This is a genomic window from Vogesella alkaliphila (assembly GCF_014652475.1).
GTDB classification, from domain to species: Bacteria; Pseudomonadota; Gammaproteobacteria; order Burkholderiales; family Chromobacteriaceae; genus Vogesella; species Vogesella alkaliphila.
The window spans coordinates 167,516-187,239 of sequence record NZ_BMYW01000002.1; the positions used below are offsets into that span (position 1 = coordinate 167,516).

Consider the following 19,724-nt stretch of genomic DNA (forward strand, 5'->3'; position numbering starts at 1 on the left):
TGGCCGCAATACCGCGGCCAGCCCGGATCATTGAATAAAGAGTAGCTAGCAGCCATGGCCCTACTGCAAATCGCCGAACCCGGCTTGTCCGCCGCCCCGCACCAGCACCGTCTGGCGGTCGGGATCGACCTTGGCACCACCAACTCGCTGGTCGCCACCGTGAAAAGCGGTGCCGCCACCGTGCTGCCGGACGAGCACGGCCGCAGCCTGCTGCCGTCGGTGGTGCGCTACCGCGACGACGGCCGCACCATCGTCGGTTTCGACGCGCAGGCGGAACAGAGCCGCGACCCGAACAACACCATCGTGTCGGTGAAGCGCTTCATGGGCCGCGGTCTCGCCGACATCCAGGACGTTGGCCGCAGCCCCTACCGCTTCGTCGACGCGCCGGGCATGGTGCAGCTGGTGACCCGCGCCGGCCACAAGAGCCCGGTGGAGGTGTCCGCCGACATCCTGCGCAGCCTGCGCGAACGCGCCGAGGCCAGCCTCGGCGGCGAGCTGATCGGCGCGGTGATCACCGTGCCGGCCTACTTCGACGACGCACAGCGCCAGGCGACCAAGGACGCCGCCAAGCTTGCCGGCCTCAACGTGCTGCGCCTCCTGAACGAGCCAACCGCCGCCGCCATCGCCTACGGGCTGGATAACGGCGCCGAGGGCACCTACGTGGTGTACGACCTCGGCGGCGGCACCTTCGACGTGTCGGTGCTGGCGCTGACCCGCGGCGTGTTCGAGGTGCTGGCCACCAGCGGCGACTCCTCGCTGGGCGGCGACGACTTCGACCACCGCATCTACTGCTGGATCCTGGAACAGGCCGGCCTGCACGGCCTGTCCGCGCACGACACCCGCCTGCTGCTGACCCGCGCCCGCGAGGCGAAGGAAGCGCTGACCGAGCACGCCGACACCCGCATCACCGCCGTGCTGTCCGACGGCCAGACCATCGACCTGCAACTGTCGCAGGCCACCTTCCACGCCATCAGCAAGACGCTGATCGACAAGACGCTGCTGCCGGTACGCAAGGCGCTGCGCGACGCCAAGATCGGCGCCGAGGACGTCAAGGGTGTGGTGATGGTCGGCGGCGCCACGCGCATGCCGCAGGTACAGAAGGCGGTCGGCGATTTCTTCGGCACCCCGCCGCTGACCAACCTCGACCCTGACAAGGTGGTGGCGCTGGGCGCCGCCATCCAGGCTAACGTGCTGGCCGGCAACAAGGGCGACGACGAGTGGCTGCTGCTGGACGTGATCCCGCTGTCGCTGGGGCTGGAAACCATGGGCGGCCTCACCGAGAAGATCATCCCGCGCAACAGCACCATCCCGATCGCGCGGGCGCAGGAATTCACCACCTTCAAGGACGGCCAGACCGCCCTCTCCGTGCACATCCTGCAGGGCGAGCGCGAACTGGTGTCCGATTGCCGCAGCCTGGCCAAGTTCGTGCTGCGCGGCATCCCGCCGATGGTGGCCGGCGCCGCGCGCATCCGCGTCACCTTCCAGGTCGACGCCGACGGCCTGCTGGCGGTGACCGCGCGCGAGATCATCTCCGGCGTCGAGGCCAGCATCGAGGTGAAACCGTCCTACGGCCTGTCCGATGACGAGATCACGCGCATGCTGAGCGACTCGATCGCCCACGTCGCCGACGACATCAACGCGCGCAAGCTGCGCGAGGCGATGGTCGACGCCGACAGCCTGCTGGACGCGCTGGACGTCGCGCTGGCCAGCGACGCCGACCTGCTCGACGAGGCCGAACGCGCTGCGCTGGACGAGGCGATGCAGGCGCTGCGCGACGCCATGGCCGCAGAGAGTACCAAGGACATCAACGCCTGCTCGCACAAGCTCAACCAGGCCAGTGAACCGTTTGCCGCGCGCCGCATGGACCGCAACATCCAGCGCGCGCTGACCGGCAAGAACATCGAAACCCTGTAAGCGTTGTGGCCAACGTTGGCCGCAACGCAGAACGACACCTGAAGGATTGACCATGCCGCGTATCATTGTGCTGCCACACGCCGACCTGTGCCCCGAGGGCGCCGTACTCGACGATGTCGCCACCGGCACCACCGTGTGCGAAGCCCTGCTCGCCCACGACATCGAGATCGAACACGCCTGCGAGATGTCCTGCGCCTGCACCACCTGCCACGTCATCGTGCGCGAAGGCTTCAACTCGCTGCCGCCGTCCGACGACCTGGAAGACGACATGCTGGACAAGGCCTGGGGGCTGGAAGCGCAGTCGCGGCTGTCCTGTCAGGCCATCGTCACCAGCGAAGACCTGGTGGTGGAGATCCCGCGCTACACCATCAACCACGCCCGCGAACACCACTGAGCCACGCCGCATCCAAGGAGACGTGCCATGAAATGGACCGACATCAACGATATCGCCATCGAACTGTACGAGGCGCATCCGGACATCGACCCGACCACCATCCGCTTTACCGACCTGCACAACTGGGTGGTGGAGCTGCCGGGTTTTGACGACGACCACGGCCGCGGCGGCGAAAAGGTGCTGGAAGCGATCCAGCAGGCCTGGATCAACGAAGCCGACTGAACAACGTTGGCCGCAACAGCCGTCACGCCCTGCCCATTCCGGCAGGGCGTTTTGCTTGTCCTGATGCCGGTGCTGGGCTGTAATGCAGCATGACCCTCAATCCTGCACTGGAGCCATCATGCTGACCCTCGTCATCGGCAACAAGAACTTCTCCTCCTGGTCGCTGCGGCCGTGGCTGGTACTGAAACAGCTGGGCGAGCCGTTCGCCGAGAAACACATCCACCTCTACCACCCGGACAGCAAGCAGCAGCTGCTGGCGGCCAACCCCGCCGGCAAGGTGCCGGTGCTGTTCGACGGCCTGCTGCGCGTGCACGACTCGCTGGCGATCTGCGAATACCTCGCCGAGCTGTTCCCGGCGGCGCGGCTGTGGCCGCAGGAGCGCGCCGACCGCGCCGAGGCGCGCGCCATCAGCGCCGAGATGCACGCCGGCTTCACCGCGCTGCGCAGCGAGATGCCGATGAACGCCTGCCTGCGCACCCAGCTGCAGCCGTCCGCCGACTGCGCCGCCGACATCGCGCGCATTACCGCCATCTGGCGCCAGCTGCGCCAGCGTTTCGTCGCCGACGGCGACTTCCTGTTCGGCCACTTCGGCATCGCCGACGCCATGTTCGCGCCGGTGGTGCTGCGCTTTGTCAGCTACGGCGTGGCGCTGGACCCGGTGTCGCAAGCCTACGCCGACAGCCTGCTGTCGCTGCCGGCGATGCAGCAATGGCTGGATGACGCGGAACTGGAGCAGGCCGCCACCGACGCCTGAGCATGCCATCGCCGGAAAATAGCCCGCGATGGCTGTTTTCTGGCATATCCGCGGGCCGCAGGCGGCATTGCCGATGGAGAAAATGGCGGCAAGTCATTAGAATGGCGGGTTTTTCATTTCGATCGGGCACAGACAACATGACGACTCCGTTCATCATCGGCGTCGCTGGCGGCAGCGGCAGCGGCAAAACCACGGTGACCCGCAAGGTGCTGGAAACCATAGGCGCGGAGATGGCGGCGGTGATCGTGCAGGATGACTACTACCGCGACCAGAGCCACCTCAGCTTCGAGCAGCGCCTCGCCACCAACTACGACCATCCACACGCCTTCGACTGGCCGCTGTTGATCGAGCACATCGACGAGCTGCGCTGCGGCCGCGCCATCGAGATGCCCAGCTACGACTTCACCAGGCACACCCGCGCCAGCCGCACCGTGACCATCCAGCCGGCGCCGGTGATCGTGATCGAGGGCCTGTTCCCGCTGTACGACGCCGCGCTGCGCGAGATGATGTCGCTGAAGATCTTCGTCGACACCGACGCCGACGTGCGTTTCATCCGCCGCCTGAAGCGCGACATCGCCGAACGCGGCCGCACCACCGACAGCGTGATCGAGCAGTACCTGGCCACGGTGCGCCCGATGCACAACCAGTTCATCGAGCCGACCAAGCGCTTTGCCGACGTGATCCTGCCGCACGGCGCCAACGATCCGGCGGTGGACATCATCACCACCAAGGTGGCCAGCCTGATCGCCTGACGCACCACCACACACGCGACAAGGGCGTGTCTCCGTCACGGAGGCACGCCCTTTTTTGCGGCCAACCTTGCGCCGTGGCGCTTACGGCAGCGCCAGCAGCGACAGCACGCGGTAGCGGCTGACGCCCAGCAGCGCCGGCACCACCTCGTACAGCCCCGACTCGCTGTCCGGTGTGTTGAAGCGGGCGTTGAAATCGTTGACGAAGCCGTCGGCCCACAGCTGCTCGCTCATCTGCGACAGCTGCGCGATGGCGTGGCGCACCTCGGCCATCGCGCGGCTGATGGCGGCGCGCGACAGCTGCAGCTGGTCCAGCGCGCGCAGCACCTTCTGCAGCGTCTGGCGGGTGCCGGCGTGGTCCGCGCTTTGCCACTGCTGCGGCTGCAGCGCCTGCTCGGTCGGCTGCAGTTTCAGGTGCTGCGGCTGGCCGGCCGGGAAGCGGATGCCGCCGCCGCGCAGGCTGAAGCGTTCGCGCACGCCCTGCCATGCCTCTTCCGCCACCGAAAACTGCAATTGTCCCTGCTCGTCCAGCTGCGGCTGGATGCCGGACGGCGCCAGCGCGCGGCCGAGCGCGGCCAGCAGCGCCGACTCGCTCAGCGGCTCGCCGACCTGGACCGCCGCCGGGCCGCTGCCCGGCTCGCCGGTGAAGAACACCAGCGTTTCCGCCGCGCCCTGGGTCAGGTTGGCGACCTCCAGGCCGCGCACGGTGAAGGTCTGCCGCGCGTCGGCGGCGAGGCGGAACTGCAGGCGGCTGTCTAGGCTGCCGCCGCTGGCCACGCCACGCTGCGACCACTGCTGCGCCACCTGCTCGATGCCGCGCGCCAGCCGCGCGCTGTCCACCCGCCGTTGCGTCAGCTGGCCGCTGAGTTCGCCCTTGAGCGCCTCCAGCTGGCCGGCGAGGCCGTCGACAAAGCCGAGCGCGCGCTGCGCCGCGGTCAGCTGCTGGTTGAGCTGGCTGCTGTAGCGCCAGTTGTCGCCGCCGTGGCGGCGTGGCGCCGGCGACGCCGCGCTGCTGGTGGTGGCGGCCGGTTCGGTCGTGACATTGCCGGCCGGCGCCGGACTGCCGGCAGCGGTGCGCGCCAGCGGCTGGCGCGGGCTGTCCAGATGAAGCGAGGAGCGGGTCATGATGCGGCCAACCTTACAGCACGTCGAACAGCGTCAGGCTGCTGACGCGGCCGTAGGCCTTCTGGCTGGACTGCAGCGCCAGCATGTAGCTGTTCATGTTGATATTGGCCTGCGCGTAATCCAGGCTTTCCAGCTGGGTGATGCTCTGCTGGTTGGAGAGACTGACGTTGCCGTGGTTGTCGGCCATCATCTGCAAGGTGTTCTGGCTGCTGCCCAGCTGCGAGATCTTGCTGGTATTGCGGTTGTGCGCCACGTCCAGCGCCTGCAGCGTGGCGCGCAGCTGGCTGCCGGTGGCCGGATCCTGCGGGTTCAGCGCCGGGTCCTGCAGCACGGCGATGGTCGCGTCCAGGCTGTTGAGGAAATCCGGCAGGTGTTCCAGCGTCACGTTGGCCGCCTGGGTCACGCCGTGGCCGACCATCACCTGCTGCGGCTGGCTGTTGCCGGTGAAGCTGTAGCGGCTGCCGGCCGGCTGCGCCGCATCGAGGCTCAGCGCCGGCTGCGCGATGGCGGTGCCGGAGAACAGGTGACGCCCCTCCTGGTCCTTGGTGTTGGCGGCGTAGAACAGGCTGTCGCGCAGGCTCTGCAGCGGCCCGGCCATGTCGCGCAGATCCTGCGCGGTGTAGCTGCCCTCCAGTGCCATCAGCAGCAGGTCGCGCACGTCGAGCATGTCGCGCCCCATGCCGGCCAGGTAGGACTCGTTCACCGACAGCTTGCTGCGCACGCTGGCGATGTTGTCGCGGTACTGGCCCAGCGCCGCCTCCTCGCGCCCCAGGCGCAGCAGGCGCACGCTGGCGATCGGGTCGTCGGACGGCAGCAGCAGGCGCTTGCCGGACGACATCTGCTGCAGCAGCTCGGCGGTCTTGGCGCTGGTCTGGTCCAGCGCCAGGCTCATGGTGGTGTGGTACTGGGTACTGGCGATGCGCATCGGCGGCTCCTTACAACATGGCCAGCGTGCTGTCGAACAGCTCGTTGGCGACGGCGATCACCTTCATGTTCGCCTGGTACATTTTCTGGAATTCGATCAGGTTGACCGCTTCTTCGTCGTTGTTGACGCTGCTGGTCGACTTCCAGCTGCTCTCCGCCTCCGCGCGCACCACCTCGGCGGTGCTCAGCGCCGCCTTGTTCTGCTGGCTGTCGATGGCGAGGCGGCCGGTGAGCTGCGAGTAGGCGTCGCTCAGAGTCACGCTGCCAAGGCCGGGGATCACCACCTGCTGATCCTTCACCGCGATCAGCGCCAGCAGGTTCTGGCTGTCGCCGGCGGCAGTGGCGTCGCCGGAGAAACCCAGCTGCGACGACTGGATCGCGGCCAGCTGCAGCATGCCGTCGGCGCTGGCGGCGTCGAACACGAACAGCGGCGCGCCGGGGTTGCCGGCCATGTCGAAACCGGCGGCCAGCTGGCCGTTGACGCGATCGGCCAGCTCCTGCGCCAGCGTGCTTACCGCCGCCACCATCGGGCGCAGCACCGCGCGTTCGTAGTGGTTGAGGCCGCCGAGCTGGCCGCCGACATTGTCGTTGGCCAGCACGAAGGTTTCCTGCGCGAAGGCCAGCGTCACCCGCTGCGAGCCGTCGGGCTGCGTGCTGCTGCCGAGGGTGGCGGCGGTGTCGCCCATCACCAGCGGCTGGCCGCTGCGCAGGGTCAGGCTCTTGCTGCCATCCGGCTGCGACATCACCCGCACGTCGACCAGCGCCGCCAGCTGGTCGATCTGGCGGTCGCGCTCGTCGAGCAGGCCGGAGGTGTTCACCTCCGACGACTGTACCGCGGCGATCTTGGCGTTGAGGGCCGCGATATTGCCGGACAGGCTGTTGATCTGGGTCAGCGTGGCGGCCCGCTGTTCGTTGACCGACGCCTGCTGCGTGGCGTAGACGCGGTTGAGGTGGTTGACGCGCTGCGCCAGCGCGCCGGCTTCGCTGATCACCTGGTCGCGCAGCGGGCTGGAGCCGACATCGGCGCTGACCGCGTTCAGCGCGGCGTAGAATTTGTCGAGGCCGACCGACAGGCTGCTGCCGCTGTTGCCCATCACCTGTTCCAGCTGGGTGTAGTAGGGGCGCGCCGCACTCAGCTCGCCGCGGCTGGCCGCCGCCTGCCACAGCTGCAGGTTCTTGTAGTCGTCGCTGAAGCGGCGGATGGCGGCAACGTCGACGCCGGAGCCGGCGCTGTGCGGATCGCCGGCGTTGGGCACCAGCGTGGCCAGCACCACGCCCTGGCGCGAGTAGCCGGGGGTCATCACGTTGGCGATGTTCTGGCTGACGGTATTGAGCGCGGCCTGGGCGGCGGCGGTACCGGACAGCGCGTTGTGCACCATGCGCATAGCGTAACCTTACTGACGGAATGGGAGATTCACCGGCATCGCGAAGGCAGCGAGTTCGCTGCCGCTACCGGCCTGTACCGGGGAATAAGCGACCGCCGCCGGCGATTCCTTAAGTGGCGGCGCCGCATTTTGCGGCAGCAGCTGCGCGATCAGCACCTCGCTGATGCCGAAGCGGCGCTCGCGCGCCAGCTGCTCGGCGATCGCCATGTCGGCAAAATCGAGCATGTCGCTGTTGATGCTGTCGGCAAAGATGCTGTCTTCTCCGGCCATGCTGCGCGTCGCCTTGCGCATCTGCGCCAGCATCTCCTTGATGAACAGCGCCTCGAAGCCTTCCGCCGCGCGCTCGATCTGCTGCCGCTGCGCCGGCGCGATCGCCGGTGTGCCGTCGGCGTTTGCGGCCAACCTTGCGCCGCCGTCCGGGGAAAAAACCGTTTCCATCAGATCACCACCAGTTCGCCGTCGATGGCGCCGGCCTGATCCAGCGCCTGCAGGATGGCCATGATGTCGTCCGGGGTGGCGCCGGTGCTGTTGACGGTGTCGATGATGCTCTGCAGCCGCGCGCCGGCCGGCCACTGGAACATGCGGCCCTCGCCCTGCTCCACCCGCAGCTGCGACTCCGGCACCGTGGTGGTGGTGCCGTTGCTGAAGGCGCCGGGCTGGCTGACCTGCTGCCGCTCGGAAATCACCACCTTCAGGCTGCCGTGCGACACTGCGGCCGGACGTACCGTCACCCCCTGGCTGACCACCACGGTGCCGGTGCGCGAATTGAACACCACCTTGGGCAGTTCGCCGCCGACGTTGACGTTCAGCGCCTGCAGCCTTGCGACGAAGGCGACGCGCGCGGTCGGGTCCGTCGGGGCCTGCACCTCGATGGCGGTGGCGTTGCGGGTGCTGGCGATGCGGCCGTAGCGCTGGTTGATGGCGTTGACCACGTTGGTCGCGGTCTCGAAATTGGGTTTCTTCAGGCTGAGATGCACGCTCGGGCCGCTGTCGAAATCGCTGGCGATCTCGCGCTCCACCGAGGCACCGTTGGGAATGCGGCCGGAGGTCGGCGTGTTGACGGTGATGCTGGAGCCGCTCTTGCCCTGCGCCGACAGCCCGGCGATCACCACATTGCCCTGCGCCAGCGCGTAGATCTCGCCGTCGGCGGCGCGCAGCTGCGTCAGCAGCAGGGTGCCGCCGCGCAGGCTCTTGGCGTCGCCCAGCGACGACACCGTGACGTCGATGGTCTGGCCGCGGCGGTAGCCCGGCGGCAGCACCGCGCTGACCGTCACCGCCGCCACGTTCTTCACCTTGGGATCGGCCTGCTCGCCCTGCTGCAGGCCCAGCTGTTTCAGCAGGTTGGCCACCGCCTGGCCGGTGAACTTGACCTGCGAATTGTCGCCGCTGCCGTCGAGGCCGACCACGATGCCGTAGCCGACCAGCTGGTTGTCGCGGATGCCCTCGACATGCACCAGGTTGCGCAAGGGCTGCGCCTGCGCCGGGAGGAGGCTGCCGCACAGCAGCAGCGCGAACAGCAGGGTAAGGAATTTCGGCATGATGTCTCTTAGAACGGCATCCACGGACTGGTAAAGAAGCGCGTCAGCCAGCCGGGGGCGTTGGCGTCGCTGAGCGCGCCGCGGCCGGAATAGGCGATGCGGGCATTGGCGATGCGCAGCGAGGACACGCGGTTGCGCGCGTCGATGTCGTCGCTGCGCACGTAGCCGGCCAGGCGCAGGAATTCCTCGCCCTGGTTCAGCGTCAGCTGCTTCTCGCCCTTGATCAGCAGCAGGCCGTTGGGCAGCACCTGCTGCACGATCACGGTCAGCGCGCCGGACAGGCTGTTCTGCTGCGATGAGCTGGCGTTGCCGTCAAACTCGCGGCCGGCGGAGATGCCGACCTGGGTATCGAACTCGCGGGTGCCGATGATGGACGGGGTGATGCTGACGCCGGACTGCTTGTCGAAGCTGGTGCCGGCGCTCTTGCTGGCCTGGGTGGTTTCTTCCAGCAGCACCGTCAGCACGTCGCCGCTGCGAAAGGCGCGCCGGTCGGACAGCAGCGACCAGCCGGCGGCCGGGTTGAACACGCCGCCGGCTACACCCCGCGCCGCCACCTCTTCCACCGGTGGCGGCGGCAGCTCCTCGCTGTCGCGCGCCAGCGGCAGCTGCGCGCAGGCCGACAGCAGCAGCAACAGCGGCAGCAGCGCCTTCATCGCACCGCCTGCGCCAGGTTCTGCATCATGTTGTCGGCGGCGGACAGCACCTTGGTGTTCATCTCGTAGGTACGCTGCGCGGCGATCATGTCCACCATTTCCTCCACCACCTGCACGTTGGAGCCTTCCAGCGCGCGCTGGCGCAGCTTGCCCAGCGCGTCGCTGCCGGGGTTGCCGACCACGGCCTCGCCGCTGGCGGTGGTCTGCTGGAACAGGTTGTCGCCCAGCGCCAAGAGGCCGGTGGGGTTGACGAAGTTGGCCAGCGTCAGCTGCCCGACCTCGGTGGTGGCGGTGCCGCCGGACAGCGTCACCGACACCATGCCGCTGTCGCTGATGTTGACCGCGGTGGTGTCCGCCGGCAGCGTGATCGCCGGCAGCAGCGGCAGGCCCTGCGCGTTGACCAGGCGGCCCTCGGCGTTGACCTGCAGCTGGCCGGCGCGGGTGTAGCCGGTTTCGCCGTTGGCCATCTGCACCTGCAGAAAGCCCTGGCCGACGATGGCCACGTCCAGCGCCTGGCCGGTGGTGTTGATGCTGCCGGTGGTGAAGATCTTCTGGGTGCCGACCAGGCGGGTGCCGTTGCCCAGCTGCACGCCGGACGGCGACAGGTTGTTGTCGTCCACCTGCGCGCCGGGCTGGCGTTCCACCTGGTAGAACAGGTCTTCGAACACCATGCGGTCGCGCTTGAAGCCGACGGTGTTGGCGTTGGCGAGGTTGTTGGCGATGGCGCCCAGGCGCGCGTCCTGCGCCTGGATGCCGGTCTTGCTGATCCACAGTGCTGGATTCATGGTGGTTTCTCCTGTCAGCCGCGCACCAGGCGGTTGCCGGCCTCGACCATGTCATTGGCGGCATTGAACATCTTCAACTGCATCTCGAAGCTGCGGTTCAGCGTCATCGAGGCGATCATCTCTTCCACGGCCGATACGTTGCTGCGCTCCAGATGGCCGCCCTGCACCCGTACCGTGTCGTCTGCGGCCAACGTTGGCTCCAGCCGGCTGACGATCAGGCCGTCGCTGGTCTTGCTCAGTTCTTCCGGCGCCGGTTTCACCAGCTTGAGGCGGCCGACCGCCTGCATCGCCTCCGAGCCCGGCGGCAGTACCGACACCGTGCCGTCGGCGGCAACCTGCACCTGGCGGTGTTCCGGCAGCACGATGGCGCCGCCGTCGCCCAGTACCTGGCGGCCGCCCAGCATCAGCGAGCCGTCGGCGGCGACGTCGAACTGGCCGCCGCGGGTGTAGGCCTCGCCGCCGGCGGTGGCGACGGTGAAGAAGCCCTCGCCCCGGATCGCCACGTCCAGCTCGCGCCCGGTCTGCGCGATCACGCCCTGCTTCACCGACACCGCGCTGGGCTGCAGTACCGTCATGTGGCGCGCGTCGTAGCCGTAGCCGGGCACCGCCTGGCTGCTGGCGACCTCGATGTCGGCGCGAAAGCCGGGGGTGTCGGCGTTGGCCAGGTTGTTGGCGCGCACCTGCTGCGCCTTGAGGGTGCGGTTGGCACCGCTCATGATGGTGTAGATCAGCGCATCCATGCTCAGACGGCCTGCATCAGGGCCTGGATCACCTGGTTCTCGGTGGAGATCACCTTGGTGTTGGCCTGGTAGTTGCGCTGCGCGGTCATCAGGTTGACCAGCTCGGCGGTGAGGTCGACGTTGGACTGCTCCAGCGCGTTGACCGCCAGCGTGCCGACGTTACCGCTGCCCGGCGCCGACAGCAGCGCGGTGCCGGAGGCGCCGGATTCGGTCCAGCTGGTATCGGATACCGCCACCAGGCCGTTCTCGTTGGGGAAGGTCGCCAGCGCGATGGTGCCGACGGCGCGTTTCTCGCCGTTGCTGTAGGTGGCGGTGACGGTGCCGTCCTCTTCCAGCCGCAGGCCGGTACGGGTGCCGGCGGCGTAGCCGTCGCTGCTGTTCACCGCCGAGGTGGTCTCGCCGGCAAACTGCGAGGTGCCGCTGTAGTCGACGTTGACGCTCAGCGCCGCGGCGCCGGCCGGAGTGCCCAGCGGCAGCGCCACCGGGGCCGCCGGGGCGGTCAGCTGGCCGTCGGTGCCGAAGGTCATCACCGCGGTGGTCGGCAGCAGCGCGCCGTTCATCGCGTAGTGCACGGTCACCTCGTTGGCGTTGGTCTTCACGAAGTACTGCGTGACGCTGTGCTTCTGACCCAGCGAATCGAACACCGTCGACACGCTGGAGCCGTTGAAGGTGGCCGGATTGTCCTTGTCGAACGCCACCGCCGGCGCCACCCAGCCGGAGGACAGGTTGCCGCTGTACTCCAGCGTGCTGCTGGCCTTGGCCGCGACCTGCCCGGTCGGCACCTGGATGTCGCCCAGCGCGCCCAGCGTCCCCGCCGGCGCGCCCTCTACCGCGGCATAGCCCTGCACCTTGCGGCCGAAGGCGTCGACCAGCACGCCGTCCTTGTCGGTATTGAAGATGCCGACGCGGGTGTAGGCGACGCTGCCGTTGTTGTCCTTGGTGACGAAGAAGCCGCCGCCCTGGATCGCCGCGTCCAGCGCGCGGCCGGTGGCGACCACGCTGCCGCCGCGGCCGATGTTCTGGGTGGTGGAGCCGACCTCGACACCGGTGGCCTGGCTGCCGGCGTACATGGAGGCGAAGTTGTCGCGGCTGGACTTGAAGCCGTAGGTACCGGAGTTGGCGATGTTGTTGCTGATGTTGCCAAGCTGGCTATTGACGGCGTTGATGCCGGAAAGCGCGATTTCGAAACTCATGCTGAGTTAGCTCCTGGTAGACGAGGTGCTGCTGGCAGCCCCCAACAGTCGGGTGATCGACGACGCCGGGTACTCACCCAGCCCGGCAAGGGAAAGAATCGGTTCGCCGCCCTGCACCGGCAGCCGCACCGCCTGCACCTCGGCGGCGAACTCCAGCCGCGCGCCGGACTTGGCGGCGGTGATCACCTGCGCCTGGTACTGGCCGGCCGGCAGGCCGTGGGCGGCCGGGTCCAGCGTGAAGGAAAATTCGCCGGCGGCCTGGCGCCCCAGCGTGATCAGCTTGCTGCTGCCGTCGGCGCCGGTGAGCTGCAGCTGCACTTCGTCGCTGCCGTCCAGCGTGATGCGCCCGCCGACCGGCTTGCCGTCCAGCAGCAGCCGGTCGCTCTGCACCAGCACCTGCTTGCCGACCTGCTCGCCCAGCGCCAGGCCCTGCAGCTCGCGCATCATCAGCGCATTGCTTTTCAGCTCCGACAGCATGCCCAGCGTGCTCTGCATCTGGTTCATCTGCACCAGCTGGCCGACGAACTGCGCCGGGTCGGTCGGCTCCAGCGGGTTCTGGTTCTTGATCTGCGCCATCAGCAGCGTCATGAACATGTCGCTGTCGGCCCCCAGCTGCTGGCCGGCCACCGCGGTGGCCTGCGTGCTGCTGCCGTTCTGGCTGCGCTGGTTGAGCGCGCTTGCGTCGATGGCCATCAGCCTTCTCCCAGTTTCAGCAGGTCCTGCTGCATCACCTTCACCCGCGCCATCACCTCGACGTTGGTCTGGAACGCGCGCGAGGCGGCCATCATGTCGGTCATCTCCTCCACCGCGTTGACGTTGCCGAAGTAGACGTTGCCGTCCTGGTCGGCCAGCGGGTTGGACGGATCGTTCACCTTGCGCACCGGCTTGTCGCTTTTCACCACGTCCAGCACGCGCACGCCGACGCCCTGCCACTCGCCGCTGCCCTGCATCTGGCTCGCGAACACCGGCTTGCGGCCGCGAAAGGCAGCGGCCTCGGAGCCGGCGGCGGAATCGGCGTTGGCCAGGTTGCTGGCCACGGTATTGAGGCGCACCGTCTGCGCGGTCATCGCCGAGCCGGCGATGCGGGAAATATCTCGGAAGGACATGGTTTATTGCCCGGCAATCGCTTTTGCCAGCCCCTTGTATTTCATGTTGAGAAAAGTCAGGCTGACCTGGAAATCGGCGACGTTCTGCGCGAACTCGGCCTGCTCCACGCCCAGCTCCACGGTATTGCCGTCCCGCGACGGATGATTGGGCGTGCGGTAGGCCAGCTCGCCGCCGTCGGTCTGCAGCAGCAGGCCGCCGGCGGTATCGGACTCGGCAAGGGCGCTGCGGAAATCGAAATCCCGCGCCTGGTAGCCGGGGGTGCTTTCGTTGGCGATATTGGATGCCAGCACCTTGGTACGCTCGGCACGCAGTTTCAGCGCCTCCGGATGCACGCTCAGCGCCTGACTCAGACTGAAGCCCATTGCCACACCTCTTGCGGTTCTCTTAAGATGGATATGGTGGCAATGATTGACAATCTGGCCACCAGTTATAAGGCGATACTAATTAATCGTCCTACCGCAAGTACACGTAATAATTACCAAGACCGAGCCAATGGCAATATTCACGAACCGCCCGCCGGCCGCGCTGCGACGCACGGCGGGCCTGCTGCTGGCCAGCGCCGGCAGCCTGCTGTCGCCGGCCGCGCTGGCCGCCACCCCGGCCGAACTGGCGCAGCAGAGCGCGCAGCAATGGCTGCTGCAACAGGCGGCCGCCAGCGGCCTGCGCGCACCGCAAGTCCGGCTGCAGGCGCTGCCCGCCCGCCAGCCGCCGGGCAGCTGCCTCGGCAAGCCCGTGGCCGAAGTCGGCAGCGACAGCCAGCTCGGCCGCGTGCGGGTGCGGGTGCGCTGCCAGGGCGCGGGCGAGATCGGCTACCTGTTCCGCGCCGAAGTCAGCGGCCTGGCGCTGGCCGCGGCCAGGGACATCGACCCCGGCCAGACGCTGGGCGCGGACGACGTCAGCGAACAGCGCGTGCTGCTGCGCAGCCCGCAGCCGCTGCTGGCGCCGGACGTGGCGCTGGACGGCCTGCGCAGCAAGACGCAGATCCGCCAGGGCACGCCGCTGCGCGGCCTGCTGCTGGAAACGGCACCGCTGGTGAAACGCGGCATGGCGGTGGCGATCGTCGCCGAGCAGGAAGGCATCCGCGTCGAGGTGGCGGGCACGGCGCTGGAAACCGCCGGCAAGGACGAGTGGGTACGGGTGAAGAACGGCAACAGCGGCAAGGTCATCCGCGCCCGCGTCATCGACAGCGGCGTGGTCAGACCGGAGATCGGCCAGTAAGGATCCAGGTGCGGGCCGGGCTCAGCCCGGGCCGCGCAGGCGGCTGACGGTCTGCTGCAGCTTGCTGGCGTAGGCGGGATCGGTGGCGTAGCCGCCGCGAGCCAGCACCGCGGCAAAGGCGGCGGCGTCGCTGCCCACGCCCTGCACCGCCTTGAAGCGCGGCGACGACGACAGCAGGCTGACGTAGTCGGCAAAGGCGCCGTCGTAGTCGGCGTAGGCGCGGAACGGCGCCACCTGCTTCACGTCCACCCCGTCCTGGTGTTCGGTGGTCAGCGCGGCGATGCGCTCGCCGCGCCAGCCCTGCCCGGCCTTGATGCCGAACAGGTTGTGGCTGCTGGAGCCGTCGGCACGGCGCAGCGGCGCCTGTCCCCAGCCGGATTCCAGTGCCGCGTGCGCGGCGATGATGTCGGGCGACACCCCCAGCGCGCGCGCCGCCTTCTGCGCGTGCGGCAGGATGTCGCCGAGAAACGCCTGCTGCTGCGCGTCGAGATGGCTGCCGTCCAGCGGCGCCGCGGCCGCCTGTGCCCGCTGCCGCAGCAGCAGCCCTTGCGGGGTCAGCGCCTCGTCGCCGGCCGGGAAGCCCCGGTCGATCAGCGCGGTGATTTCCTGGCGCGTGTCGCGGAACACGGCGGCGAACTGGCCACCGTCCGCCGCCGGCGCGATGCCGCCGCTGGCTGGCGGGGTGATGGTCGGGATGTTGATGCGGAAATCAGGGTGCAGCATAGGTATCGCTTTCGCCGAACAGCACGCGCTGGTAGCACTCGTGCTGGTTGAGCAGCAGCTGGCCGTTGCGCTCGTTGAGCCGCTTGCAGTCGGCCGCCAGTTCCTGCAGCGCCTGCCACTGCTGCTGGCAGCGCAGGCGTGCCGGCTCCGGCAGCAGCGCGAACAGCGCCGTCAGCGACGGCTTGCGGCCAACGTTGCCGGCCAGCAGCTGCCGCGCCAGCTGTTCGCGGCGCAGGCGGCGCTGCTGCAACTGCGCCACCAGCTGGCCGATGCGGTCGGCGTGCCAGGACAGTGCCGCCGCGTCGTGCGCCAGCGCGGCGGAAAACTGCTGCTCCAGCGCCAGCTGCAGCTGCCGGTAATCGGCCTGGTCGCTGTGGATGTCCTGCAGCAACTGCCGCCACTGCGCCTTCGCCGTCATGCTCAGCCCCGGTGGTAGGCGGCGATGATGGCCGCCAGCTTGTCCGCGTCGAAGCCGATTTCACCGCGTGCCAGCGCGGCGCGCACCGCGGCCACCTTGTCGAGGTCGACCTCGGGCTGCGCCTGCAGCACGCCGGCGGCCTGGCTCAGTGGCTGGGCAGCCGGCAGCGGCGCGACAGACGCCTTGCCGCTGGCGGCCGGCGCCTGGCTGCGGTCGGACTGGATCGCGTTGTCACGCAGTTCGGGACGGAGTGGGGTAATGCGCATGGCGGCCTCGGACAGGAATAAGACGGTTATCCAGTAAAGGACGACCGTCGCGGCGGAAAACTTAAATCGGCGCGGGCGCCGGCTCAGAAGTTCTCCGGCAGCATCTTCAGCAGCACGATGCGGCGGTTTTCCATGGTGATGTAGCGGCCGAACACCAGCTCCTTCAGGATGCGCGCCACCATCTCGCGCGAGGAGCCGATCAGGTCGGCGATTTCCTGCTGGGTGAAGGTCTTTTGCAGCTGCATCACGCCGTCCTGGTGCACGGTGTAGTCGTTGAACAGCAGGCGGATGCGGCCGTAGACATCGAGCAGCGCCAGGCTCTTGGCCGACGCCGAGATGCGGCGCACCATGCCGGCCAGGCGCATCAGGATCTGGTTGCGCACCGTGTCGCTGGGCAGGCCGTCGGCGGTGCCGAAAATGCTGATCAGGTCTTGGCGGTTGAACTTGAACAGCAGGCAGTCCTCCTCCGCCATCGCGCTCCAGGCACAGGGCCCGCCGTCAAGGTAGGACACCTCGCCCATCAGCTCGCCGGGGTTGTTGAACATCAGCACGTACTTGCGGTTGGCGCTGTCCGAGACGTGCGCCTGCAGGCGGCCGCTGACGACCAGGTAGATGGCGGACACGGTCTGCCCCTCCTGGAACACGTATTCGCCCTTGCGCACGCGCAGGGAAATGGCATGGTCGATCACTCTGTCCAAAACCACGGGGGACTGGTCGGCAAAAAAATCGGTTGCGGCCAACTGCGCCTTGATGTCGTCCAGATTCATTTCTTTACTTCTTCCTACAGTGTGTGCACTACGGGTTTGCTCTATCCCGGCCGGGATCATCCGGACGGGCCGTTTTTCGTATTATCATTTGATTGTAAATATTACCAATCAACCCGTCAATTAGATACACAATGTTTACAATATCGATAAACGCCGCGATCCCGGCACGACAACGTGCTACCCGCAACGGAAAACCCCGGCACATGGCCGGGGTTTTCCGTTGCGCGACAAGGACTTGCGCCCTCAGCCGGGGTTGTTCATCTTGGCGCGCAGCATGTCCAGGTCGGGGTTGGGCGCCACGCTGATTTCGCTGCGTTTTTCGTCGGCACCGGCCGCCTGCGGCGGGCCGAACATCGCGCTTATGTTCTCCGCCTGCGTCGGCGTCAGCACCAGCAGCTCGATGCGGCGGTTGTGCGCCGCGGTCGGTTGCCGCTTGTCCAGCGGCGCGCGGTCGGCCATGCCGACCACCTGCAGCACGCTCTCCTTGCGCAGGCCGCCGTCGAGCAGGTGCAGGCGCGCGCTCATCGCGCGGTTGGCGGACAGGCTCCAGTTCGACAGCGCGGTGTTGCCGGCGCTGCGGTACTGCATGGCGTCGGTGTGGCCGATCACCAGCAGCTGGTTGTCGAGCGAGGACAGCAGCTGGCCCATCTCCAGCAGCAGGCCCTTGAAGCGGCGGTTGATGATGGCGCTGCCGCGCTCGAACATGCCCTCGCGGTCGGTGTCGTGCAGCATCACGCGCAAGCCCTGCGGCGTCACCACCAGCTGCAGGTTGCTCTCCAGCCCGGCCTGTTTCGACATCGAGCTCAGCATCTGCGCCAGCTGGTTCAGCGCCGCCGGCGACGCCAGCTTCTGGCGCACGCGGCGCCCCTCGCCATCCAGCACCGTCGGGAAGCCGGTGGTCTTCACCTGGCTGTTCGGGTTCTGTTGCGAAGAACTCATCCCCGGCACCGGCTCGCGCGGAATCAGGCTGCCCGGCGGCGTGCCCTGGTGCTCGATGCGGTAGTTGGTGCCCTCCGCGGTCGGCTTGCCGCCGCCGTCGCGCAGCAGCTGCTCCAGGTTTTCCTGTTCGCGCGCCGCCAGCACCCACAGCACCAGGAACAGGCACATCAGCGCCAGCACGAAGTCGGCGAACGCCACCTTCCAGGCGCCGCCGTGGGCGCCGTCCTCCTCGCGCCGCGACACCTTCTTGATGACCGTGCCCTCGTGCTGCTCGCGGTGTTTCAGTGCACTCATTGCGCGCTATGCCTCACACGCCTTCCAGCGCATTGATCCACGACTCCAGCTGCGAAAAGCTGGGCTTGGTATTGAGCTGCACCAGGCGGCGGCCGGCGTCGATCGCCAACAGCGGCGGCTTGCCGGCGGCGTGGGTGGTCAGCACCACCTTCACCGATTCGAAGTTGGACAGCTCCTCCTTCACCTGCTGGTGCATCACGTTGCTGATCGGGTCGAGCACGCCGTAGCAGAAGAAGATGCCGATGAAGGTACCCACCATCGCCGCCGCCACCTTCTGGCTGATCTCGCCGGCGCTGGCGCCCTCGCTGACGCTGTTCATCGCCATCACGATGCCCAGCACCGCCGCCAGGATGCCGAAGCCCGGCATGCCCTCGCCGATCTTGTGCAGCGATTTCGACGGCTGGCTCAGCTCCTCGTGGATGGCGTCGATCTCCTGGTCCAGCACGCCTTCCAGCTCGTGCGCGTTGATCTTGCCCATCGCCATCAGGCGGAAGTTGTCGACGATGAAGGCCAGCAGCTTCGGCTGCTCCAGCACCAGCGGGTAGCGGTTGAACAGCGGGCTCTGCCGCGGCGATTCCACGTGCTCGTCCAGCGCCTTCAGCCCCTGGCTCGCGGTGATCAGCAGCTCGTACATCAGCAGCAGCAGCTGGCGCTGGAACTCGGCACCGTGCTTCTTGCGCAGCACGATGCGCTTGATCTGGCCCACCATCTCCACCAGCACGTGCTTGGGGTTGCCCAGCACCAGCGCGCCCAGCGCCGCGCCGCAGATGATCAGCAGCTCCACCGGCTGCCAGATCACCGCCATCGAGCCGCCATGCAGCATGAAGCCGCCAAATACACACACCAGCACGATGCTGATGCCCACGATGAGCTGCATGTTGTTCCTTCCCTGTTAAGCAAGAGCCGGCGGCGGTCCTCAGTCGGGTGTTGCCGCCAGGCAGTTTTTCATCTTCTTCAGTGCCGCCTTGTTGATCTGGCACACCCGCGCCTCGGTCAGCTCCAGCACCAACGCGATTTCCTTCAGGCTCAGCTCGTGCTCGTAGTACAGCTGGATCACCTGCTGCTCGCGCGGCGCCAGGTGCCGCAGCGCCGATGCCAGCGCGATGCGCAGCTGCAGCTGCTGCTCCGGCGCACGCTCGTCGCCGACATCGCCGCCGTTGGCGACGATCTCGTCGAAGCTGTGCATCGCCTCGGCGTTTTCCGCCAGCAGCAGCGCCTGCACCTCGTCGAGGCTGATACCCAGCGCCGCGGCCGCCTCGCGCTCCGACGGCTCGCGCCCCAGCTGCCGCGTCAGCGCGCGCCAGCCGTCGCGCAGGCGGTGCGCGTCCTGGCGCACGCTGCGCGGCCGCCAGTCCAGGCGCCGCAATTCGTCGAGGATGGCGCCGCGGATGCGCAGCATGGCAAAACCGGTGAACTGCTCGTCCGGCTCGCCGTAGCGCCGCGCCGCCTCCAGCAGCGCCAGCAGGCCGACCTGCTCCATGTCCTCGCGCTCCAGCACCGCGCCGACCTGCGACGACAGCTGCCGTACCGCGCGCTTCACCAGCGGCGCGTGGCGGGCGATGATCGCGCCCTCGTCCAGCGCCGGGGTGTCGAACAGCGCGTAGGCGGCGTTCATC

At 68.0% G+C, this 19,724-nt stretch carries 25 protein-coding genes; 6 read left to right on the plus strand and 19 right to left on the minus strand.

Annotated features, from left to right (window positions below; genetic code table 11):
* Window positions 1–54 precede the first annotated feature (54 nt).
* The 5 genes from hscA (at window position 55) to udk (ending at window position 4,036) form a co-directional block, all read left to right on the plus strand.
* Window positions 55–1,914 carry a Fe-S protein assembly chaperone HscA gene (hscA, locus tag IE100_RS03965; protein WP_189372838.1) on the plus strand — a complete coding sequence of 620 codons (1,860 nt, stop codon included), beginning with the start codon at window positions 55–57 and terminating at the stop codon, window positions 1,912–1,914.
* A gap of 52 nt (window positions 1,915–1,966) precedes the next feature.
* A complete protein-coding gene (fdx, locus tag IE100_RS03970) occupies window positions 1,967–2,308 on the plus strand; it encodes an ISC system 2Fe-2S type ferredoxin (RefSeq protein WP_047966868.1) in 342 nt (113 codons plus the stop codon).
* Window positions 2,309–2,335: 27 nt separating this feature from the next.
* Window positions 2,336–2,530 carry a Fe-S cluster assembly protein IscX gene (iscX, locus tag IE100_RS03975; protein WP_189372839.1) on the plus strand — a complete coding sequence of 65 codons (195 nt, stop codon included), beginning with the start codon at window positions 2,336–2,338 and terminating at the stop codon, window positions 2,528–2,530.
* A gap of 118 nt (window positions 2,531–2,648) precedes the next feature.
* Window positions 2,649–3,284, plus strand: a complete 636-nt coding sequence (locus tag IE100_RS03980) for a glutathione S-transferase family protein (RefSeq protein WP_189372840.1) — start codon at window positions 2,649–2,651, stop codon at window positions 3,282–3,284.
* Between the two features lie 137 nt (window positions 3,285–3,421).
* Window positions 3,422–4,036: a uridine kinase gene (gene udk, locus IE100_RS03985; protein WP_189372841.1), complete on the plus strand. Its 615-nt coding sequence runs from the start codon at window positions 3,422–3,424 to the stop codon at window positions 4,034–4,036.
* Window positions 4,037–4,117: 81 nt separating this feature from the next.
* Here the strand turns inward: udk and IE100_RS03990 are convergent, their stop codons facing one another.
* The 12 genes from IE100_RS03990 to flgB are packed head-to-tail and all read right to left on the minus strand — an operon-like array spanning window position 4,118 to window position 13,845.
* Window positions 4,118–5,158 (minus strand): hypothetical protein, encoded by a 1,041-nt coding sequence (locus IE100_RS03990; protein WP_189372842.1) that lies wholly within the window; start codon window positions 5,156–5,158, stop codon window positions 4,118–4,120.
* 13 nt (window positions 5,159–5,171) lie between these two features.
* Complete coding sequence (gene flgL / locus IE100_RS03995; protein WP_189372843.1) at window positions 5,172–6,083, minus strand: flagellar hook-associated protein FlgL; 912 nt, start codon at window positions 6,081–6,083, stop codon at window positions 5,172–5,174.
* Window positions 6,084–6,093: 10 nt separating this feature from the next.
* On the minus strand, window positions 6,094–7,467 hold the full coding sequence (gene flgK, locus IE100_RS04000; RefSeq protein ID WP_189372844.1) for a flagellar hook-associated protein FlgK: 1,374 nt from the start codon (window positions 7,465–7,467) through the stop codon (window positions 6,094–6,096).
* A 9-nt stretch (window positions 7,468–7,476) separates the two neighbouring features.
* Window positions 7,477–7,905, minus strand: coding sequence for a rod-binding protein (locus tag IE100_RS04005; protein ID WP_189372845.1), 429 nt, complete (start codon window positions 7,903–7,905; stop codon window positions 7,477–7,479).
* Window positions 7,905–9,005, minus strand: coding sequence for a flagellar basal body P-ring protein FlgI (locus IE100_RS04010; protein ID WP_189372846.1), 1,101 nt, complete (start codon window positions 9,003–9,005; stop codon window positions 7,905–7,907). Before IE100_RS04010 ends, IE100_RS04005 begins: the two co-directional genes overlap by 1 nt.
* Before the next feature lie 8 nt (window positions 9,006–9,013).
* A complete protein-coding gene (gene flgH / locus IE100_RS04015) occupies window positions 9,014–9,658 on the minus strand; it encodes a flagellar basal body L-ring protein FlgH (RefSeq protein ID WP_189372847.1) in 645 nt (214 codons plus the stop codon).
* Window positions 9,655–10,443 carry a flagellar basal-body rod protein FlgG gene (gene flgG / locus IE100_RS04020; protein WP_120810532.1) on the minus strand — a complete coding sequence of 263 codons (789 nt, stop codon included), beginning with the start codon at window positions 10,441–10,443 and terminating at the stop codon, window positions 9,655–9,657. The genes flgH and flgG overlap by 4 nt, the downstream gene beginning before the upstream one ends.
* 14 nt (window positions 10,444–10,457) lie before the next feature.
* Window positions 10,458–11,183, minus strand: a complete 726-nt coding sequence (locus tag IE100_RS04025) for a flagellar basal body rod protein FlgF (protein ID WP_189372848.1) — start codon at window positions 11,181–11,183, stop codon at window positions 10,458–10,460.
* Window positions 11,184–11,185: 2 nt separating this feature from the next.
* The gene (locus IE100_RS04030) at window positions 11,186–12,376 is read right to left on the minus strand and encodes a flagellar hook protein FlgE (RefSeq protein ID WP_189372849.1); all 1,191 of its coding nucleotides are present in this window, start codon (window positions 12,374–12,376) and stop codon (window positions 11,186–11,188) included.
* A 6-nt stretch (window positions 12,377–12,382) separates the two neighbouring features.
* Window positions 12,383–13,069: a flagellar hook capping FlgD N-terminal domain-containing protein gene (locus IE100_RS04035; RefSeq protein WP_189372850.1), complete on the minus strand. Its 687-nt coding sequence runs from the start codon at window positions 13,067–13,069 to the stop codon at window positions 12,383–12,385.
* Window positions 13,069–13,482, minus strand: a complete 414-nt coding sequence (flgC, locus tag IE100_RS04040; RefSeq protein WP_047966881.1) for a flagellar basal body rod protein FlgC — start codon at window positions 13,480–13,482, stop codon at window positions 13,069–13,071. The genes IE100_RS04035 and flgC overlap by 1 nt, the downstream gene beginning before the upstream one ends.
* Before the next feature lie 3 nt (window positions 13,483–13,485).
* The gene (gene flgB / locus IE100_RS04045; protein WP_189372851.1) at window positions 13,486–13,845 is read right to left on the minus strand and encodes a flagellar basal body rod protein FlgB; all 360 of its coding nucleotides are present in this window, start codon (window positions 13,843–13,845) and stop codon (window positions 13,486–13,488) included.
* A 130-nt stretch (window positions 13,846–13,975) separates the two neighbouring features.
* On the opposite strand from flgB, the gene flgA reads away from it, so the two are divergent.
* On the plus strand, window positions 13,976–14,701 hold the full coding sequence (flgA, locus tag IE100_RS04050) for a flagellar basal body P-ring formation chaperone FlgA (protein ID WP_189372852.1): 726 nt from the start codon (window positions 13,976–13,978) through the stop codon (window positions 14,699–14,701).
* Window positions 14,702–14,722: 21 nt separating this feature from the next.
* Here flgA and IE100_RS04055 read toward each other — a convergent pair whose 3' ends face one another.
* The 7 genes from IE100_RS04055 to IE100_RS04085 all read right to left on the minus strand — a co-directional run bounded on the left by IE100_RS04055 (window position 14,723) and on the right by IE100_RS04085 (window position 19,723).
* Entirely contained in the window at window positions 14,723–15,424 is a 702-nt protein-coding gene (locus IE100_RS04055) for a glucosaminidase domain-containing protein (protein WP_189372853.1), read from the minus strand.
* On the minus strand, window positions 15,411–15,842 hold the full coding sequence (gene flgN / locus IE100_RS04060) for a flagellar export chaperone FlgN (protein ID WP_189372854.1): 432 nt from the start codon (window positions 15,840–15,842) through the stop codon (window positions 15,411–15,413). Before flgN ends, IE100_RS04055 begins: the two co-directional genes overlap by 14 nt.
* A gap of 2 nt (window positions 15,843–15,844) precedes the next feature.
* Window positions 15,845–16,108, minus strand: a complete 264-nt coding sequence (gene flgM / locus IE100_RS04065; RefSeq protein WP_189372855.1) for a flagellar biosynthesis anti-sigma factor FlgM — start codon at window positions 16,106–16,108, stop codon at window positions 15,845–15,847.
* A gap of 83 nt (window positions 16,109–16,191) precedes the next feature.
* Window positions 16,192–16,875: a Crp/Fnr family transcriptional regulator gene (locus IE100_RS04070; RefSeq protein WP_189372856.1), complete on the minus strand. Its 684-nt coding sequence runs from the start codon at window positions 16,873–16,875 to the stop codon at window positions 16,192–16,194.
* A gap of 243 nt (window positions 16,876–17,118) precedes the next feature.
* Complete coding sequence (locus IE100_RS04075; RefSeq protein WP_189372857.1) at window positions 17,119–18,108, minus strand: flagellar motor protein MotB; 990 nt, start codon at window positions 18,106–18,108, stop codon at window positions 17,119–17,121.
* A 13-nt stretch (window positions 18,109–18,121) separates the two neighbouring features.
* A complete protein-coding gene (gene motA, locus IE100_RS04080; RefSeq protein WP_189372858.1) occupies window positions 18,122–18,985 on the minus strand; it encodes a flagellar motor stator protein MotA in 864 nt (287 codons plus the stop codon).
* A gap of 39 nt (window positions 18,986–19,024) precedes the next feature.
* Complete coding sequence (locus tag IE100_RS04085) at window positions 19,025–19,723, minus strand: FliA/WhiG family RNA polymerase sigma factor (protein WP_189372859.1); 699 nt, start codon at window positions 19,721–19,723, stop codon at window positions 19,025–19,027.
* Window position 19,724: the final 1 nt, after the last annotated feature.

Excerpts from the sequence above, each read along its gene's own strand:
- flgC (WP_047966881.1), bottom strand. The coding sequence starts at position 13,482 with ATGTCCTTCCGAGATATTTCCCGCATCGCCGGCTCGGCGATGACCGCG.
- IE100_RS04035 (WP_189372850.1), bottom strand. The coding sequence starts at position 13,069 with ATGGCCATCGACGCAAGCGCGCTCAACCAGCGCAGCCAGAACGGCAGC.
- IE100_RS03990 (WP_189372842.1), bottom strand. The coding sequence starts at position 5,158 with ATGACCCGCTCCTCGCTTCATCTGGACAGCCCGCGCCAGCCGCTGGCG.
- flgA (WP_189372852.1), top strand. The coding sequence starts at position 13,976 with ATGGCAATATTCACGAACCGCCCGCCGGCCGCGCTGCGACGCACGGCG.
- flgN (WP_189372854.1), bottom strand. The coding sequence starts at position 15,842 with ATGACGGCGAAGGCGCAGTGGCGGCAGTTGCTGCAGGACATCCACAGC.
- hscA (WP_189372838.1), top strand. The coding sequence starts at position 55 with ATGGCCCTACTGCAAATCGCCGAACCCGGCTTGTCCGCCGCCCCGCAC.
- IE100_RS04030 (WP_189372849.1), bottom strand. The coding sequence starts at position 12,376 with ATGAGTTTCGAAATCGCGCTTTCCGGCATCAACGCCGTCAATAGCCAG.
- iscX (WP_189372839.1), top strand. The coding sequence starts at position 2,336 with ATGAAATGGACCGACATCAACGATATCGCCATCGAACTGTACGAGGCG.
- IE100_RS04005 (WP_189372845.1), bottom strand. The coding sequence starts at position 7,905 with ATGGAAACGGTTTTTTCCCCGGACGGCGGCGCAAGGTTGGCCGCAAAC.
- IE100_RS04070 (WP_189372856.1), bottom strand. The coding sequence starts at position 16,875 with ATGAATCTGGACGACATCAAGGCGCAGTTGGCCGCAACCGATTTTTTT.
- flgM (WP_189372855.1), bottom strand. The coding sequence starts at position 16,108 with ATGCGCATTACCCCACTCCGTCCCGAACTGCGTGACAACGCGATCCAG.
- IE100_RS04025 (WP_189372848.1), bottom strand. The coding sequence starts at position 11,183 with ATGGATGCGCTGATCTACACCATCATGAGCGGTGCCAACCGCACCCTC.
- IE100_RS04085 (WP_189372859.1), bottom strand. The coding sequence starts at position 19,723 with ATGAACGCCGCCTACGCGCTGTTCGACACCCCGGCGCTGGACGAGGGC.
- IE100_RS04010 (WP_189372846.1), bottom strand. The coding sequence starts at position 9,005 with ATGCCGAAATTCCTTACCCTGCTGTTCGCGCTGCTGCTGTGCGGCAGC.
- udk (WP_189372841.1), top strand. The coding sequence starts at position 3,422 with ATGACGACTCCGTTCATCATCGGCGTCGCTGGCGGCAGCGGCAGCGGC.
- IE100_RS04075 (WP_189372857.1), bottom strand. The coding sequence starts at position 18,108 with ATGAGTGCACTGAAACACCGCGAGCAGCACGAGGGCACGGTCATCAAG.
- flgL (WP_189372843.1), bottom strand. The coding sequence starts at position 6,083 with ATGCGCATCGCCAGTACCCAGTACCACACCACCATGAGCCTGGCGCTG.
- IE100_RS03980 (WP_189372840.1), top strand. The coding sequence starts at position 2,649 with ATGCTGACCCTCGTCATCGGCAACAAGAACTTCTCCTCCTGGTCGCTG.
- IE100_RS04055 (WP_189372853.1), bottom strand. The coding sequence starts at position 15,424 with ATGCTGCACCCTGATTTCCGCATCAACATCCCGACCATCACCCCGCCA.
- flgK (WP_189372844.1), bottom strand. The coding sequence starts at position 7,467 with ATGCGCATGGTGCACAACGCGCTGTCCGGTACCGCCGCCGCCCAGGCC.
- flgG (WP_120810532.1), bottom strand. The coding sequence starts at position 10,443 with ATGAATCCAGCACTGTGGATCAGCAAGACCGGCATCCAGGCGCAGGAC.
- flgH (WP_189372847.1), bottom strand. The coding sequence starts at position 9,658 with ATGAAGGCGCTGCTGCCGCTGTTGCTGCTGCTGTCGGCCTGCGCGCAG.
- fdx (WP_047966868.1), top strand. The coding sequence starts at position 1,967 with ATGCCGCGTATCATTGTGCTGCCACACGCCGACCTGTGCCCCGAGGGC.
- flgB (WP_189372851.1), bottom strand. The coding sequence starts at position 13,845 with ATGGGCTTCAGTCTGAGTCAGGCGCTGAGCGTGCATCCGGAGGCGCTG.
- motA (WP_189372858.1), bottom strand. The coding sequence starts at position 18,985 with ATGCAGCTCATCGTGGGCATCAGCATCGTGCTGGTGTGTGTATTTGGC.